Genomic DNA, 16,853 nt, shown 5'->3' on the forward strand with positions numbered 1-16,853 from the left:
CCACGCGCGAATCGCGCAAGACGGCGGCATTTTCCCTGCTTACACTGCGCTTCGACTCATCACAATCAGGAGAGCAGTCGTGGCGCATATCTGGGAAGGCGTATTACCCGCGGTTACCACCAAATTCCACGCGGATTTCAGCATAGACCGCGAATGGACCGGTAAGAATATCGAGGCGCAGATCGAGGCAGGCGTGGACGGCATCATCGTGTGCGGATCGCTCGGCGAAGCGTCAACGCTCTCGCTGGACGAGAAGCTGCAAGTGCTCGACGTCGCTGTCGAGGCCTCACGCGCACGCGTGCCGGTTTTGCTGACCATCGCCGAGAACAGCACGCTCGACGCATGCCGCCAGGCCGAAGCCGGCGGCCAGCGTGGTGCGGCCGGTTTCATGGTACTGCCCGGGCTGCGTTATCTGTCGGACCGGCGCGAAACGTTGCATCACTTTCGCAGTGTCGCCGACGCGAGCGCACTGCCGCTGATGATTTATAACAATCCGCTGGCCTATGGCGTCGACATGACGCCCGAGATGTTCGCGGAAATCGCCGACGAAAAGAAGATCGTCGCGATCAAGGAGTCATGCGGCGATGTACGGCGCGTGACCGATCTGATCAACGTGGTCGGCGACCGCTTCGCGATTCTGTGCGGCGTCGACAACCTGGCAATGGAAGCGATATTGATGGGCGCGCATGGCTGGGTGGCCGGTCTCGTGTGCGCGTTTCCGCGCGAGACGGTCGTGATTTACAAGTTGCTGAAGGCGGGCCGTCTTGAAGAAGCGCGAGCGATCTATCGCTGGTTCGCGCCCCTGCTCGCGCTCGACGTCTCGTCGAAGCTGGTGCAGAACATCAAGCTGGCCGAAACGATCGTCGGGCTGGGTACGGAGCCGGTGCGGCCGCCGCGTCTGCCGTTGGCCGGAGATGAACGCGAATCGGTGGAAGCCTTGATCCGCCAGGCGATTGAAACCCGACCGGCGCTGCAGCAGGTTTGAGTTGCGGCAAGTTCAGGCCGCCTGCTTTTCCGCACCTGCTTCGCCTTGCCGCAGATGCAGCAGGCGATAGCCGCTCTTATAAACGGGTTGCAGCCGGAAGTCGTTTTGCGGCTCGATCTCGAGCAATAGTCGCAGGCGCGACACATGGCTGTCGATCGTGCGGGTGAACTCGCGGAACTCACGGCCCCACACCATCGCGAAGATATGGTCGCGCGACATGACGCGGCCGATATTGGAAAAGAACAGCGACGCCAGCCGGTATTGCGTACCCGACAGTTGTACCGGCTGGCCGCGCAGCATGACGAGCTGGCGATGCGGATCGAAATGGTAGGGGCCGACATCGAAGCTCGCGGCGCTGAAACGATCCGGATAGGCGCGGCGCAGCAACGCGGCGATGCGCTCGCGGAACTCGCCCGGCCGCAACGGCAGCGAAACATAGTCGTCCGCCCCGCTGGCAAAGGCGCGTACCACGCTCTCCTCCGACGTTTCCGTCGACGCGAACACGACCGGCAGCCGGTCGCCGCCGACGGCGCGCACCGATCGCAGGACTTCGGCGCCGGACAGGCGCGTGCCGTGCCAGTCCAGTACCAGTAGATCCACCGTGGAACGGGCAAGCGCTTTCGACATGGTCAAACCGTCGTCGTAGGCCATACAGGTGTGGCTGGCGCTCATCAGGATCTTTTCGATCGACTGACGCATGAGGGGGTCACGCTGAAGGATGGCAATGCGCATGGGATAACTCTTAACTGATAACTTGGACGCGATTCTCAGAGGGACGCCCTGGCCATCCCATAGGAACAATCCTAATTTGCGTACCAATCGCCCCACTCCGACAGGTGCGCACACCATTCCTACACTCGACCGCTGCGGCTCGCACGACGTGCAGCCCTTGCGGTCCTGCACGCCGTTGAAAAGGCACGTCTCAGGGAACTTTTTCCAATCCAATTAAGTACTTCCCGAAACGCGCGGCTTTCATCCTGTAAAATCCCGGCCCGGCCCCAGTCGTCATCGTGCTTGCCCTACCCGGACCGGCACGCCGGTGTCCCGTGCTCTACCCAGCGCTTGCCACACTTCTCGCCTGACGACCGCCGTATTTCCACGCGCTACGTGTGGCTCCCAATTCAAGACAAGACACAAGCAATGCAAGCGACAAATCTGGGTGGAGCGCAGGCTGTCACCCCACGTTCTCTTGGGCGAAGCGATTACCAGACGCTCGGCCTCGCCGCGCTCGGCGGGGCGCTGGAGTTTTACGACTTCATCATCTTCGTATTCTTTGCGCCAGCGCTCGGCCAGTTGTTCTTCCCCGCCGCGATGCCGGACTGGCTGCGTCAGGTGCAGACCTTCGGCATCTTCGCGGCGGGCTATCTGGCACGACCGCTCGGCGGCATCATCATGGCGCACTTCGGCGACCTGTTCGGCCGCAAGCGCATGTTCACGCTGAGCGTGCTGCTGATGTCGGTGCCGACGCTGATGATGGGTCTGCTGCCCACCTACGCCAGCATCGGCGTGATGGCCCCGGTATTGCTGCTGCTGTTCCGCGTGATGCAAGGCGCGGCGGTTGGCGGGGAAGTGCCGGGTGCATGGGTGTTCGTCTCGGAACACGTGCCGCAGCGACACGTCGGCTATGCGTGCGGCACGCTGACGGCCGGCCTCACGGCGGGCATCCTGCTCGGTTCGCTGATCGCATCAGCGGTGAATCGCAACTTCGCGCCCGCGGAAATTTCCGCCTACGCATGGCGCATCCCGTTCCTGGTGGGCGGCGTGTTCGGCATGTTCTCGGTTTATCTGCGCCGCTGGCTGCATGAGACGCCGGTGTTCGCCGAACTCAAGCAACGCAAGGCAATCGCCGCGGAAGTACCGCTCAAGGCCGTGTTGCGCGACCATGGCCGCGCCGTGATCGTGTCCATGCTGCTGACGTGGATGCTGTCGGCCGCGATCGTCGTAGTGATTCTGATGACGCCGACGCTGCTGCAGAAGCAGTTTCATATCGCGCCGGCCACTGCATTGCTGGCGAACTGCGTGGCGACGCTGTGCCTGACCATCGGTTGCGTGATGGCAGGTTCGATTGCTGGCCGGATTGGCGCGGGACGCACGATTTTCGTCGGTGGCCTGGCATTGGCCGTGACGTACTACGTGATGTTCCAGCAGCTCGCCGTCGATACGTCGGCGCTGGTGCCGCTGTACGCCGTGGCCGGGCTTTTCGTCGGCGTGATCGGCGCGATTCCGTTCGTGCTGGTCAAGGCGTTCCCGCCCGTCGTGCGATTCTCGGGCATCTCGTTTTCGTATAACGTTGCCTACGCGGTGTTCGGCGGCCTCACGCCCATCGCCGTTTCGCTGATGATGAAGTCGAACCCGATGGCGGCGCCCCTGTATGTCGGCGCAATCTGCATTCTCGGGGCATTGACTACGCTGTTTATTAAAGACGCGACGCAAACGCGCTGATTCGCTGGTTTCACAACGGCGCGCACGTGGTGCGCCGTTGTTTCCATCGGCTCGATACCCCGCCTTTCTGGCTGTTTCGGCGACATCGACACTTCACGCCATGCCGAAACATGGTGCGCTGCATCGGGCCTACGATGTAAGGCATGAACTCTCCCAACAGGCCCTCCTCGCCCGCCCTCGGCCGCATTCTCGCGACTGTCAGCGTTGGCTTCGTCGTCACGCAACTCGACGTGACTATCGTCAACATCGCGCTGCCTAAGATCGGTGCGGACCTGCATGCGAATGTCGCGGGGCTGCAATGGGTCGTCGACGCGTACACACTCGCCTTCGCCGTGCTGATGCTTTCGGCGGGCGCGCTCGGCGACCGGCTTGGCACACGGCGCATGTACGCGGCCGGCATTGTGCTGTTTGCGCTCGCGTCGCTCGCCTGCGGATTGGCGCTCGATGCCACCATGCTGGTCGCGGCGCGCGCGGTGCAAGGCATCGGCGCCGCCGCCATGCTGCCGAACTCGTTGGCGCTGCTGAACCAGTCATACGGCCACGATCCGAAGCTCCGGGCGCGCGCAGTCGGGCTGTGGACCGCCGCGGGCGCGGTTTCGATCGCGGCTGGACCGGTGGTCGGCGGTCTGCTGATTGCGGCATTCGGCTGGCGCAGCATCTTTCTCGTCAATCTGCCGATTTGCGCAGCCGGTTTCCTGGCGACGTTGGTGTGGGTGCCACGGCCTGAATCGGTGCAAAAAAGCGCGCAAGGAGCGGCCGCGACTACGACCCCCACTCCAACCACGACTGGGACGGAAACGGCGATGAGGACCGGCACTGGGGCGGGGACTGCGGCGGTGGCGGCGACTAAAGCTATAGCATCGGATAACGCCAAGACAATCCCGCGTGGTATCGATCTAAGCGGTCAGGCCCTTGCGATCGTCGCGCTCACCGCCTTCGTCGCCGCAGTGATCGAATTGCGGCCGCTGGGGCTGGGCCATCCGCTGGTAGCCGGCGGGTTCATCCTCTCGCTTATCGCAACGGGCGCCTTTATCGCCGTGGAATCGCGCGTCGCGGCACCGATGCTACCGCTCTCGCTATTCAAAAAACGCACCTTCAATGCGGCAGTGCTGTTCGGCACGTGCGTGAATCTGACGTACTACGGCATGGTGTTCGTGCTGAGCCTGTATTTGCAGCGCGTACGCGGCTATACCCCGCTGCAGGCGGGTCTCGCCTTCCTGCCGCTGACGGGCGGATTTCTGCTCTCGAACGTGGCGAGCGGCTGGGTGGTCGGGCGCTTCGGCGTACGTGTGCCGATGATCGCCGGCGCAATCACCGCGGGACTCGGCTATGGCCTGCTGCATTTCGTCGAGGCATCTACGCCGCTCGTCGGCTTGCTGCTGCCGTTCCTGCTGATTCCCTCAGGAATGGGCCTTGCGGTCCCGGCGATGACAACCGCCGTGCTGGCCTCCGTCGAAGCACAGCGCGCGGGCACTGCTTCCGCCGTGCTGAATACCGCACGGCAAGCAGGCGGCGCAGTAGGTGTAGCCGCCTTCGGCGCGTTGGCGAGCGGCGCTGCCGCCACGCAGATCGTCTCGGGCATGCAGGCCGCGACGGCCATCTCGGTCGGTCTGCTGGTGGTCGGTGGCGTAATGGGCTGCCTTGTCCATCCGGAGCCTCACGCGTCGGCCTCGAAGCCGCACAAGACCGGGTCCAAACAGGTTACTGAATCGCGCTAATCGTCTCAGCGCTTTGGCCAGCGAGAAAAAAACCCCCGCGATGCTTGCACTCCGCGGGGGTCCTCTTTTTGACGCTAACACGCTGCTAGCAGGCGCGATACAACTCGCTCTACCCCCGCACGGCTTACAGCGGCGCTTCCTGAATCGTGCCGGTGTCGATCGCGCGCTCGATCAGCCCTTCGTTTTGCGCCTTGGTGATCGCGTCGGCAATCAGCTTTTCCGGCTGTTCGATTTCCGCCTTGATCGTGCCGATGAGGCCGGAGGCATCCAGAATCACCAATGTTTTCGCCGAATCGGCAAGGCTGATGATGACGCGATGCGGTGTCGGCCCTTCGCCGAGACTTGCGCACAACTGCATGACCTTGCCACCAATGGTTTGCTCAAAACTTTGAATCATTATTTGCTCCCTTGATTACAGCCAGAATCAAAAGCGACCGACACAGACTACCTCAACTGCGTGATCAGAGATTCAGCCCGCTGCGAGGCGAGCGCGCGCCGTCGATACTGATACGGCCCGCTCCGGTCACGAACAACAGCAGGAAACCGCCGGCGATACCGATGTTCTTCCAGAAGTGGATCACCATATCGCGTTGCAAAGCGGGATCGGTCACGTTCCAGAAATCGTGGCCCAGGACCGCAGTTGCCACGGTGTAGACGGCCATGATGAGCGCGAGCGGGCGGATCTTGAAGCCGACGATCAGCAGCAGACCGCCGAGTGCCTCGACCGCTGTTGCAATCGGTGCGGCGACCTGTACGAACGGCACCCCCTTCGAATGCAGATAGCCGACGAAGCCCGCATAGCCCAGCAATTTCATCACACCTCCCCACAAAAACAGCACGGCAAGGGCGATACGCGCGATGAGGATGACGCCGGAATCGACGGGACGCGTCATGGGGGGCTCCTGTAAATGAATAAGCAGCAGACCCGCCCAGGCCGCCGCAGTTCCCTGCTTTGCATCTGAGAATATGTGCATTGCCCGCCTTTTCCAAGCGGGCCAGTGTGAACTGACGCAATTCGCGCCGTCTCAAGGGAAGGGAAAAGGTGTCCGAGCGCTCGGCGAGTGCCCGATTTTGCACGGCACGGCCGGTATCGCCGCCGTGCTCAAGCGTGGGGATACGTCGCGACCTCGATCAGATTGCCGTCCGGATCGCGGCAATACACCGACGTCATCTTGCCGCGCGCGCCGTCGCGCTCAACCGGGCCGGCCTCTATTTCGACACCCTCGGCGAGCCAATGCGCTTTGACCTCGGTGGGACTCGTGGTGGTGACAAAGCATAGATCGGCGCTGCCCGGCACCGGCTCGCGCCCGATGAACCACGCGACCGTGTCGGCCTCCGCCGGACGCAAGTTGATCTTCTGATTGCCGTAGGTCATCGCCACGCGCGTGCCGGTGCGCGACTCGAACTCGGTGCGCCGCATGCCGAGCATTCGAGCGTACCAGGCCGCGCTGGCTTCCACGTCGGCAACATTCAGAACGAGATGATCGAGACTGTCTATCGAGAAGCTCATGGTTTCGTCGCCGTAGTAAGGCGTTATTGCTGCGGCGCATCCGGCGCGAGCAAGACACCCTTTGTCAACACGAAGCAGCCGTAACCGCGCGCTTCACCGGTAGCGATCACGCAATAGGCCTTGCGCGCCCGCTCATAGAACGCGAAACGTTCAACCGAAGCAAACGGCACCTCGCGCCCCTCTGCCGCATTGATCTCGATCTGCGCTTCGCGCTGAACAGCCGGAATCGTATTGGGCTCGCCCACCACTTCCATCCGCGATGCAGGATGCTCGATGAATGTATCCAGCGGCATGACCGACAGGATCGCGCGAATTGCACGCGGTGCGTTCACGCCATCGAGGCGGAGCAGCTTGCCCAACACCGTCTCCTGTGCGACGGAAGCGCCCGGGAAGTTGGCGTCGCAAAGCACCAGTTCGTCGCCATGTCCCATCGAGCGTAGCGCATGCAGCAGATCGGCATTCAGCAGCGGGTCCAGATTCTTCAGCACGGTGTCTCCTTGAGGTCCGACTGGCGGCTAGCCGCCCGGGTTTGGACAGATTGTCCTCGTAGCGCATCGCGATCGATTGTAGCAAGACCACGGTGCACGGTCCGTTGCCGGCGGCCCGTCGTCAATCCGCTTTTCTGCGCGACGCGGCGAGCGGCATTCTGACGACACTGCCACCGCAGCCATCCGACCAACGCGAGCAGCACGAGACCCGCACCACCCAATACCGGCTCGCGCCAGGCCAGCAGCGCGGTGAAGGTGAACGCGCGCGGGCCGGCCAGCAGAGCGAAGCCGGCGATCGCGCTGGAGAGCGCGTCGACGGCACCCGACAGGCGCGCGAACGTGAGGACAGTACCAGGAGCCGTGGCGGCAACGGACTCGTGCATGATCGTCTCCGTGAAAAACCTATGGGGGGGTCAGGCGGCGGCAGGCACCTGGTCGAGGAAGCCCGTCACCGCCTGCAGGCGACCGTGTGGGTCGAGCACGCCAAAGTCGGATCCCTTGACGATCGCCTCGCCGGCCGGCGTGGTGAGTTCCCACGAAAAACGCAGCCGGTTCGCGAAGCCGTCGACCTCCGTCGTGCGGTGAAACGTGTGATGCGGGAAGCGTTCATGCACAGCGCGGATCATCGCGTCGATGCCGTCATGGCCCGCGCCTGCCAGCAGCGGATCGCGATAGTCGGCGTCGGTGGCCCACGTCGCGGCGATCAGGTCGCCGCGGCGCGCTGCATCGGTTTCATTCCATGCATCGAAATAACGGTCGATCAGATCGGTATGTGCATTCATCTCGAACTCCTTGATTGGCATGACTGAGCACTACGCGTGGCAGACACGTTGTATGCGGCGGGCTCGGAGTGAAGATTGGCGGCTTGAGCGCCGCGCGTCGATTACGTGGGAGGTAAGCATCCGGATGCACTGCAGTACAGAAGCGTGCCTTTTTGCCCGCCGGATTGGCCATTCGGCTGAATCGTCACGAGCTGCGTCAGCCGCTAACCTCATGGCGCAAATGGGGCCGCGCAGCGTTGGCACGCGGTATGTGACGGACTGAACGGGTGCGGACACGAGCCGCTTTTTTAATATGGTTTTTTCACTTGCAAGACCGTATCCACAAGGATACAATCATCAGCAAATCGGTTCACCACCTGTGTACACGGTCAACCGCACCGAAACATTCGACAACTGGCTTGCCGGCCTTGCGGACTTAAAAGCAAGGGCAAAAATCCTGGTGCGGGTCCGGCGTGCAGAGCGAGGTCATTTCGGCGACGTAAAGCTGCTGGAAGACGGTGTGTCCGAGATGCGCATCGATTGCGGTCCCGGCTATCGGGTCTACTTCGCGCGCGAAGGGTGTGTGGTGTATCTGCTGCTCTGCGGTGGCGATAAATCCACGCAGCCGGCCGACATCAGGCATGCCAAATCAATGTGGGCAGCAATCAGAAAGGAACTGTCATGAGCAAAGTCAAAACCGCGCGGTTCGACGCATCGCACTACCTCGATAGCGAGGAGATGATCGCTGAATATCTCAACGCAGCGCTGGAAGAAGGCGACGCCGACCTCCTCCTCGCCGCAATCGCCGACATCGCAAAAGCACGCGGCATCGCAAAGGTAGCGGCCGACGCCGGACTCGGGCGTGAAAGCCTCTACAAAACCCTCGCCCCCGGCTCCAAACCGCGCATGGATACGGTGTTCAAACTGCTGCGCGCGCTGGGCGTCAAGCTCAACGCCGTGCCGGAAGGTGTGGCGGCCGCCTGATTTGCGCCTGTCGTGTTGTCGCTTGAGGCAACGCCCTGAATGCGCTGCGTATTCGCAGCTGCTCCTACGCTTTCTCGGGTATTCCGGGATATTCACGGGTATTCCCGGGTATTCCATTACCTGCCAGGTAATGGATCGCTAACGCGCTTTGGCTATCATCGGCAGCATGAACACACTCTCTCTTGCGCAAACCATCCCGTCGAACATACCGACGGCATGCCGCACGGTCGGCGATCTGCTGCGCGAATGGCGGCAGCGGCGAAGAATGAGCCAATTGCTGCTCGCCGCCGAAGCCGATATTTCCACGCGGCATCTGAGCTTCGTCGAATCAGGTCGTGCCGTGCCCAGCCGGGAAATGGTCATGCACCTCGCCGAGCGGCTCGACGTGCCACTGCGTGCGCGCAATGCGCTGCTGATCGCGGCGGGTTATGCGCCGCTGTTCCGCGAACGTCCTTTGACGGACCCGCAGCTGGCCGCCGCGCGCGAGGCAGTCGAGTTGGTGCTCAAAGGCCACGAGCCGTATCCAGCACTCGCGATCGACCGTCACTGGACCATCGTTGCAGCGAACAATGCGCTTGCGCCGCTGCTGGCAGGCGCAAGCCCGGAACTGCTGAAACCGCCGGTCAATGCAATGCGACTGAGCTTGCATCCGGAAGGCATCGCAGCGTCGATCGTCAATTGGCATGCGTGGCGTGCGCACGCGCTGTCCCGCCTCCAGCGGCAAATCGACGTGAGCGGTGACGACACACTGAGCGCATTGCGCGACGAGCTAGCCGCGTATCCTGCTCCGCCCGGCGCGGAAGTGACCGACCACGACGACACCGCGAGTCATCAGGTTGCCGTGCCGCTGCGGTTGCGCACACCGATTGGCGAGCTGTCGTTCTTCAGCACGACTACGGTATTCGGCACGCCGGTGGACGTGACACTGTCGGAACTTGCCATTGAAGCGTTCTTTCCTGCCGATCAACAAACCGCAGCGGCATTGCGCGAGTTTGCCGAAAGTTTGCCGAAAGCCAACGCGGCGAAAACCAAGGGGCTGACGCCGTGAAGCCATAGCAGGCCCGAAGAATTGCAGAACTGCAGAAACCGAGCCGCGTCGAACACTGGGTTGTTACCGCTGCCGCACCATTCAAACCACACGGAGAGACGCACTTGATCAACAACGCCCCGCTGGTCCGCCAACTCGGGCCGGCCGACCGCGACGCCTACTTTCAGCTTCGCCTGCGTGGACTGAAGGCACATCCGGAGTCGTTCGGTCAAAGCTACGAGGAAGCAGTGGCCAAGGGCGCGCCGCAACATGACACGATGTTGCAGGGCGCGCGCGCGGCCGAAGGCGACTTTTTGCTCGGTGCTTACGCATCGGCCGATACTCCGTTGATCGGCGTGGTCGGATTACTGCGCAGCCAGCGAGACAAGGAACAGCACAAGGCCGCCGTCATCGGTATGTATGTCGCGCCGGAAGCTGCAGGCCGCGGAGTCGGGCGTGCGTTGCTTAGTGAATTGCTGGCGCGAGCGGCACAGATAGAAGGGCTACGGCAAATCCAGTTGATGGTGAGTAGCCAGAACGAGGCCGCGCGCAGACTCTATGAATCGCTTGGCTTTCGCAAATATGGCTGCGAGGTCGGAGCACTGAACGTCGGCGGGGTATTTCACGACGCCGATCTGATGGCGCGCTTCATGTAACAGCTGTCGGGCACCGCATCACCTTCGGCCGCCCTGCTTCAGCACGCGATCCGTGCTATCTTTTTCAATCACCTTTCCGCTGCACCAACCCCGAAACGGCTCATCCGCCCCTCGGGCTAGCTTCGATTTGCCGTTCGTCAGTCAAACACCATGTCAGATCTCTCTACTTCGCTTCCACGCGTGCCACGCCGTTTCGACATCAATCCGAAACCGCTAGGTGCCGCGCTTGTCCTAATCGCGCTGGGCACCGTCTATCTGACGCAGACCGTCAGCGGCCGTCAGGCGGCGCTCTACATGGTCGGGGCACTGCTGGGAATGTCGCTCTATCACGCGGCATTCGGCTTTACCTCCGCGTGGCGGGTCTTTATCGCCGATGGCCGCGGCGCCGGTCTGCGCGCACAAATGCTGATGCTGGCGCTCGGCGTCTTGTTGTTCTTTCCGGTGCTCGCCGCCGGCACGCTGTTCGGCCGGCCCGTGGTCGGCCTGGTCGCGCCGGCAGGCACGTCCGTGCTGGTCGGGGCCTTCATGTTCGGCGTCGGCATGCAGCTGGGCGGCGGCTGCGCCTCTGGCACGCTATACACCGTGGGAGGCGGCAGCACACGCATGATCGTCACGCTGATGGCGTTCGTCATCGGATCGGTTGTCGCCACCGCGCACATGCCGTTCTGGACCGCACTGCCGTCTCTTAAACCGCTTTCGATGGTGACCACGTTCGGTGCGGGCTGGGCCATCGCGCTGAACCTGGTCATTTTCGCTGCGATCGCGGCGCTCACCGTCCTGGTCGAGCGGCACCGCCATGGCCGGCTGGTCGACGAGCCGTTGCGCGCGCAGCACGCGTCGCCGTGGCTGCATGGCCCGTGGCCGCTGTTCGTCGGCGCCATCGCTCTGGCCTTGCTCAATTTCGCGACGCTAGCGCTGTCCGGCCGCCCATGGGGTGTGACGTCGGCGTTCGCGCTGTGGGGCGCCAAGCTATTTGCCGCGTTGGGTATCGATGTGGCCAATTGGCCGTATTGGGCCGCTCATGCCAACGCTGGCGCGCTGGCCGCCCCTGTTACACATGACGTCACCACGGTGATGGACATCGGGATCATCCTCGGCGCCATGACGGCCGCCGCGCTCGCCGGCCGTTACGCGCCGGTCTGGAAGGTGCCGGCCCGCTCACTGATCGCGGCGGTGGTCGGCGGCCTGATGCTTGGCTACGGAGCCCGTCTGGCCTATGGCTGTAATATCGGCGCCTATTTCAGCGGCATCGTGTCAGGCAGCTTGCACGGCTGGCTGTGGCTGGTCGCCGCCTTCGCCGGCAACGTGCTGGGCACCCGCCTGCGCCCGGCGTTCGGCCTCGAAGTCGAACGGATCCGCGCAAACGGTTGCTAGAAGTTACAAATGCGGCCTCATTTGTAACTGGGGCCGCACCAATTTGTTACGCCTCTGATTTGTCCCCATAGCAACGCCAATGAACGGTATTTATTACTTTTAAATGGCTTCGCTTTCTATTTCCTTTCCGATTCAGACCTGATTTTCCGGTTCTCGACCGGGCGCGTGGCTTTGCTCAGACAAATAACAAAGAAGCCCACCACGCAAGGGTTTTAATGGATCAGAGCAAATTCCTGACTCGTCAAAAACCTGCAAAGCGTCGTCTATTACAGGACGGTGAAATAGTTACCGAAATTTGATGCATCTTTTTGAGATATTTTTTCGAGAAGGGATTGCTTTCTTATTTTACCCTTCATACAATTCGTCACAAGCTGTTACGAAATGTAACGCGATGTATCAAAAGGTCGCTATCTGTATCAGGTGGTGACATGTAGCCGGAGGTATCGTTTCCGGCGAGGCACAAAAGACATAACGGCAAAAAATGCCGACATAGTAATTCGGGGCTTCGGAAACACAGAAAATGGACCGTAGCAGCGAGACGCTGGATTCAATCCGCGAGATCAACTTGTCTTACATCATGCTCGCACAACGTATGTTGCGTGAGGACAAACCGGTCGGCCAGTTCCGACTGGGACTGTCGTCGGAACTGGCTGATTTGCTTGCCGGGCTGTCGCTCGCGCAGATCGTCAAGCTGGCCGCTTCCGATCAGCTTTTATGCTTCTTCCGCTTCAACGACCACTCGATGTTGTCGGCGTTGACGCAAACGACGAAGCACGCAACAGTTGCACCGACTCACGCGGCGATCCTGCTTGCAGGCCAGCCTGCTGAGCAGTTTGCTTAATTGAGGTGACCGCGATGCTCAAGCGTAGCCTGACGGAAGACGCACAAGAAGTATTCCGTGCCATCGCGCTGATCGAACTCGGCGCGCGCATGCAGGTGCTCGAAAGTGAGTTGGCGCTTTCGCGCGACCGCATGATCCGCCTGTACCGCGAGGTCAAAGGTGTGTCGCCGCCCAAGGGCATGCTGCCGTTCTCGGCGGACTGGTACATGACGTGGCTGGCGAACATTCACGCGTCGTTGTTCTACAACACGTATCTGTTCCTGAAGAATGAAGCGCGTTGCTCGCATCTGGATGCGCTGACCAAAGGGTATCGGCTGTATCTGGAACATTGCCAGCACAGCGAAACCGAACCGGTGCTGGATTTGACGCGTGCGTGGACGCTGGTGCGGTTCTTCGACGCCAACATCCTGCAACAGACCAAATGCTGCCGTTGCACCGGTAAGTTCGTCGCGCACAAGCACGACCTGCAACATAACGTAGTGTGTGGCGCCTGCCAGCCGCCGTCGCGTGCCGGCAAGACCAAGAAGGCGGCCGCCGCTCGCCAGGAAGCGCTCGAAGCAGCGCAAATTGCACAAGCCGCCTGAGTTGAGTTGACTCGATGAAGGCCGGTCCAGCCTGATTCGAACCGAAGCGCCCATTAAAAGGTCCGTCATCGCGCGGACCTTTTTTATGGCTTTCGCTCTCGCCCTCGTCCTCGCCCTGAAAACTGGGAACTTGGCACGCAGCATGGGTCACGGGAACACGGCACCCGGCGCTACCCCGCCACCTCCTGCCGCCTCTTCAATCCACCAGCCCCACCGTCTGCACCACCAGCCAGAGGTTCGCCGCACTGATCACCACGAACAGCGACCAGGCGAGGAGCCGTGTCGGCAGCCTGTTGGCGAATTCACCCATCAACGAACGATCGTCGGTCATGCGGATCAGCGGATAAAGCGCGAACGGCAGCTGCAGGCTCAGCACGACCTGGCTTGCGACCAGCAGTTTGCCGACTGCGCCGTTACCCATCATCTGCACGCCGATCAGCGCCGGAATCAAGGCGAGTGCCCGCGTAATGAAGCGCCGCTGCCAGCACGGAATTTTCAGCTTCAGGAAGCCTTCCATGATGACCTGCCCCGCCACCGTGCCGGTGAAGGTTGAGCTTTGCCCCGACGCCAGTAGCGTGATCGCGAACAGCACCGCCGCGAAACCCGTGCCGACAATCGGCGCCAGCAACTTGTAAGCGTCTTCGATTTCGGTGACCTGATTGTGGCCGGTCGCATGAAACGCGGCGGCCGCGAGAATCAGGATCGCCATATTGATCAGCAGCGCGATGATCAGCGCGACGATCGTATCGATACGCGACATGCCGATCGCCGACCTGATGCTGGCCGGATCGCGCTTGACCGCGCGCGTCTGCACGATCGAGGAATGCAGATAGAGGTTATGCGGCATCACGGTCGCACCGAGAATGCCGATCGCCAGATACATCGGCTCGCGGCTGCTCAGTGCCTGCCATGACGGAATCAGCCCTTGCGCGACTGACGGCCAATGCGGCTTCACCAGCGCCAACTCGATGATGTAACCGACGCCGATGGTCACGATCAACCCGAGCATGATCGCTTCGAGATCGCGGAAATTCTTGCCCTTCAGGCCGAGCACGATCAGCGTGTCGAACGCGGTCAACAACACGCCAGTGGTCAACGAGCATTTGAAGAGCAGATGGAAGGCCAGCGCGCCGCCGAGCACTTCGGCCAGATCGCAGGCCACGATCGACAACTCGGCGAGCAACCACTGAAAGCGCGCGACACCCGGTGAATAACGCAGTCGCGACAATTCAGCGAGGTCCCGCCCGGTGGCGATGCCGAGGCGCATGCTCAGGCATTGCAGCGCCATCGCGGCAAGACTCGACAGCATCACGACGAACAGCAGGCTGTAGCCGTAACGCGAACCCGCTTCGATATCGGTGGCCCAGTTGCCAGGGTCCATGTAGCCGATCGAAATCAGCAGGCCAGGTCCTGCGAATTGCAGGATTTTTTTCCAGAACGGCGCGCCTTGCGTGATGGCGACCGTGCCTTGCACCTCGGATGGGCAAAACGGCGCAGTTGCGGTGGTCGGTAATTTGAACTGCAATCCGGTGGTCTCTTGAAGGGGATAAACAGCGACGCCTCGTGCAGGCCGCCGCGAACCGCCTCAAGTGTACAAAGAAACCTCCGGCAATGTTCCGCTCAACGCGTAACGGCCGACGTCGCGCACGCGATAGTCGAGCGGATCGTGCAGCGTATGCACGCGAGCATTGCGCCAGAAGCGGTCGAGTGCGAGCGGCGCATGCGTGGCGCGCGCACCGCAGGCGTCGAACAGTTTTTCGCTGACGTCGAGCGCGGCGCGATGCGCGACGATTTTCGCCTCCGAGGTGGCGAGCGCCACGTGCGCACGGGTTTCGGCGTCCAAAGCCGTGCCCCGTTGCCACGCGTCTTCGAGTGCGTACGCGGCACGCGTTGCCAGCGCTTCCGCGCTCACCGCCTGCAGACGCATCTCGCCAAAACGCTGGATCAGGTAGGGATCGTCAGTGGCTTTATCGACGCCGGAAGAGATCCACGGTTTGCCGTGCTGTGTGACGTACGCGCGTGCTTCTTCGAGCGCGCCCTGCGCGATGCCGACGAACAGGTTAGTCAGCACCTGCTGCGAAATCAGCGTGCGCAAACTCGCATATGACGTGTCGGCCCGCTCCAGCACCTCATGCGGCTCGACCAGGACTCGCACGAAGGAGACGCTGCCGCTGTCGGTTTGCCGCTGACCGATCGGATTCCAGTCTTCGTGAACGGTAATGCCCTCGCGCGTGGTCGGCACCACGGCAAACACCGCTTTGCCGGTGGACGGATCGTGCCCAGACACCGTCATCATGTGCGAGCCGCGCGTGCCCGAACAAAATCCTTTCTGCCCATCGAGACGATAGCCGCCGTCGCTGGTCGCGCTCGCAACGAGTCGCGTATCGAGCGGATTGACCGCATTACCCCACCACCAACGCCCTTCCACTGTGCCGCTCAGATAGAGGGCACGTTGTTGCGGGTTGCCCCACACATTGACGCTGACCACCTGCAGACACGTGAAGCCCAGCAGATGCGCGAGCGCACTGTCGACTCGCGCGATCTTGCGGATCGTATCGTAGATCTCAGGCCAGCGCGCGCCGAGACCGCCGAATTCACGCGGCACGGCGAGCGTAAGCAGACCCGCGTCGGCGATCCATTGTTTTTCCTGTGCGGCGTGGCCGCCGTCGCGATCGCGTTGAGCCGCGCTGGCACGCAACGCATCGAGCAAGCCGGTCAGATCGCGCACCACAGGCGCAACGCCGGTTTGCAGCGGTTGCAGTGCCTCGGGATGACGAGGTTCGTTCATTCAATGTCCCACGTGAAGAGGTTTGGCGAGCGGCACGCGGCTTGTCAGCGCGGCCAGCTCGCGTTCGATCAGGTGAGTGGGAGTCGCGCTGCGTCCAGCGTCGTAAATAGCATGATAGACGGTGATATCAGCGCTGAAAACGTGGGACATATGCCGTATTCGTCATGCAAATAGCGCTCGAATGGCGACGATCATGCACGTTGCGCAAGCCGTCTCACGAAACGGTCGCCGACGAACTGCACCACCGTCACGATCACGATCAGCAACACGATCACCGTCACCATCACGGTGGTATCGAAACGCTGATAGCCGTAGCGAATCGCCAGATCGCCGAGCCCGCCGGCGCCGACCGCGCCCGCCATTGCCGAGGAGCCGATCATCGCCACTACGGTAATCGTGAAGCCGCCAAGAATGCCCGGCAGCGCCTCAGGTAAAAGCACATGCCAGATGATATGCCGGCGCTGCGCGCCCATTGCCTGAGCGGCTTCGATCAAACCGCGGTCCACTTCGCGCAAGCTCACTTCGGCCACGCGTGCAAAAAAGGGAATCGCCGCGATACTGAGCGGCACGATCGCCGCCCATACACCGATCGTCGTGCCGATCAGCAAACGCGTGAGCGGCAGCAGCGCGACTAGCAAAATGATGAACGGCGTGGAGCGGAACGCATTGACGAGCGCGCCGAGCGTGCTGTTCAC

21 protein-coding genes are annotated in these 16,853 nt (G+C 61.9%); 10 read left to right on the plus strand and 11 right to left on the minus strand.

All coding sequences use genetic code 11. The annotated features are described in order from the left end of the window. Positions 1-79: 79 nt before the first annotated feature. A complete protein-coding gene (locus tag VFE81_RS20840; RefSeq protein ID WP_325046408.1) occupies positions 80-985 on the plus strand; it encodes a dihydrodipicolinate synthase family protein in 906 nt (301 codons plus the stop codon). A gap of 12 nt (positions 986-997) precedes the next feature. Here VFE81_RS20840 and VFE81_RS20845 read toward each other — a convergent pair whose 3' ends face one another. Further along, a complete protein-coding gene (locus VFE81_RS20845) occupies positions 998-1,717 on the minus strand; it encodes a response regulator transcription factor (RefSeq protein ID WP_325046429.1) in 720 nt (239 codons plus the stop codon). Positions 1,718-2,125: 408 nt separating this feature from the next. Between VFE81_RS20845 and VFE81_RS20850 the strand changes: the two genes are divergently transcribed. Together VFE81_RS20850 and VFE81_RS20855 are read left to right on the plus strand one after the other, a co-directional pair. Further along, a complete protein-coding gene (locus VFE81_RS20850; RefSeq protein WP_325046409.1) occupies positions 2,126-3,427 on the plus strand; it encodes an MFS transporter in 1,302 nt (433 codons plus the stop codon). A gap of 143 nt (positions 3,428-3,570) precedes the next feature. Then, complete coding sequence (locus VFE81_RS20855; protein ID WP_325046410.1) at positions 3,571-5,145, plus strand: MFS transporter; 1,575 nt, start codon at positions 3,571-3,573, stop codon at positions 5,143-5,145. Positions 5,146-5,269: 124 nt separating this feature from the next. On the opposite strand, the gene VFE81_RS20860 is transcribed toward VFE81_RS20855, so the two are convergent. The 6 genes from VFE81_RS20860 to VFE81_RS20885 all read right to left on the minus strand — a co-directional run bounded on the left by VFE81_RS20860 (position 5,270) and on the right by VFE81_RS20885 (position 7,925). Continuing rightward, a complete protein-coding gene (locus VFE81_RS20860; RefSeq protein WP_325046411.1) occupies positions 5,270-5,542 on the minus strand; it encodes a hypothetical protein in 273 nt (90 codons plus the stop codon). Positions 5,543-5,606: 64 nt separating this feature from the next. Then, on the minus strand, positions 5,607-6,038 hold the full coding sequence (locus tag VFE81_RS20865) for a DoxX family protein (protein WP_325046412.1): 432 nt from the start codon (positions 6,036-6,038) through the stop codon (positions 5,607-5,609). Between the two features lie 209 nt (positions 6,039-6,247). Further along, on the minus strand, positions 6,248-6,655 hold the full coding sequence (locus VFE81_RS20870) for a VOC family protein (RefSeq protein ID WP_325046413.1): 408 nt from the start codon (positions 6,653-6,655) through the stop codon (positions 6,248-6,250). A 23-nt stretch (positions 6,656-6,678) separates the two neighbouring features. Beyond that, complete coding sequence (locus VFE81_RS20875; RefSeq protein WP_325046414.1) at positions 6,679-7,143, minus strand: RbsD/FucU family protein; 465 nt, start codon at positions 7,141-7,143, stop codon at positions 6,679-6,681. Beyond that, entirely contained in the window at positions 7,137-7,526 is a 390-nt protein-coding gene (locus VFE81_RS20880; protein ID WP_325046415.1) for a hypothetical protein, read from the minus strand. The genes VFE81_RS20875 and VFE81_RS20880 overlap by 7 nt, the downstream gene beginning before the upstream one ends. A gap of 30 nt (positions 7,527-7,556) precedes the next feature. Then, positions 7,557-7,925 (minus strand): nuclear transport factor 2 family protein, encoded by a 369-nt coding sequence (locus tag VFE81_RS20885; protein WP_325046416.1) that lies wholly within the window; start codon positions 7,923-7,925, stop codon positions 7,557-7,559. A gap of 292 nt (positions 7,926-8,217) precedes the next feature. Between VFE81_RS20885 and VFE81_RS20890 the strand changes: the two genes are divergently transcribed. The 7 genes from VFE81_RS20890 (at position 8,218) to flhC (ending at position 13,370) form a co-directional block, all read left to right on the plus strand. Continuing rightward, on the plus strand, positions 8,218-8,589 hold the full coding sequence (locus tag VFE81_RS20890) for a type II toxin-antitoxin system RelE/ParE family toxin (RefSeq protein ID WP_325046417.1): 372 nt from the start codon (positions 8,218-8,220) through the stop codon (positions 8,587-8,589). After that, positions 8,586-8,888 carry an addiction module antidote protein gene (locus tag VFE81_RS20895; protein WP_325046418.1) on the plus strand — a complete coding sequence of 101 codons (303 nt, stop codon included), beginning with the start codon at positions 8,586-8,588 and terminating at the stop codon, positions 8,886-8,888. Before VFE81_RS20890 ends, VFE81_RS20895 begins: the two co-directional genes overlap by 4 nt. 166 nt (positions 8,889-9,054) lie before the next feature. Then, a complete protein-coding gene (locus tag VFE81_RS20900) occupies positions 9,055-9,936 on the plus strand; it encodes a helix-turn-helix transcriptional regulator (protein ID WP_325046419.1) in 882 nt (293 codons plus the stop codon). Between the two features lie 104 nt (positions 9,937-10,040). Next, positions 10,041-10,571 carry a GNAT family protein gene (locus VFE81_RS20905; RefSeq protein ID WP_325046420.1) on the plus strand — a complete coding sequence of 177 codons (531 nt, stop codon included), beginning with the start codon at positions 10,041-10,043 and terminating at the stop codon, positions 10,569-10,571. A 150-nt stretch (positions 10,572-10,721) separates the two neighbouring features. Continuing rightward, entirely contained in the window at positions 10,722-11,945 is a 1,224-nt protein-coding gene (locus tag VFE81_RS20910; RefSeq protein WP_325046421.1) for a YeeE/YedE family protein, read from the plus strand. A gap of 520 nt (positions 11,946-12,465) precedes the next feature. After that, positions 12,466-12,786: a flagellar transcriptional regulator FlhD gene (gene flhD / locus VFE81_RS20915; protein ID WP_325046422.1), complete on the plus strand. Its 321-nt coding sequence runs from the start codon at positions 12,466-12,468 to the stop codon at positions 12,784-12,786. A 14-nt stretch (positions 12,787-12,800) separates the two neighbouring features. Then, positions 12,801-13,370: a flagellar transcriptional regulator FlhC gene (gene flhC / locus VFE81_RS20920; RefSeq protein WP_325046423.1), complete on the plus strand. Its 570-nt coding sequence runs from the start codon at positions 12,801-12,803 to the stop codon at positions 13,368-13,370. A 196-nt stretch (positions 13,371-13,566) separates the two neighbouring features. On the opposite strand, the gene VFE81_RS20925 is transcribed toward flhC, so the two are convergent. The 4 genes from VFE81_RS20925 to VFE81_RS20940 form a co-directional block, all read right to left on the minus strand. Continuing rightward, entirely contained in the window at positions 13,567-14,895 is a 1,329-nt protein-coding gene (locus VFE81_RS20925) for an Nramp family divalent metal transporter (RefSeq protein ID WP_325046424.1), read from the minus strand. A gap of 60 nt (positions 14,896-14,955) precedes the next feature. Beyond that, a complete protein-coding gene (locus tag VFE81_RS20930; protein ID WP_325046425.1) occupies positions 14,956-16,158 on the minus strand; it encodes an acyl-CoA dehydrogenase family protein in 1,203 nt (400 codons plus the stop codon). Next, positions 16,159-16,308, minus strand: coding sequence for a hypothetical protein (locus tag VFE81_RS20935; RefSeq protein ID WP_325046426.1), 150 nt, complete (start codon positions 16,306-16,308; stop codon positions 16,159-16,161). It lies immediately after the preceding gene. Between the two features lie 41 nt (positions 16,309-16,349). Next, a partial coding sequence (locus tag VFE81_RS20940; RefSeq protein ID WP_325046427.1) for a methionine ABC transporter permease occupies positions 16,350-16,853 on the minus strand: 504 nt, incomplete at its 5' end.

The organism is Paraburkholderia sp. (assembly GCF_035656215.1).
Classification (GTDB): Bacteria; Pseudomonadota; Gammaproteobacteria; order Burkholderiales; family Burkholderiaceae; genus Paraburkholderia.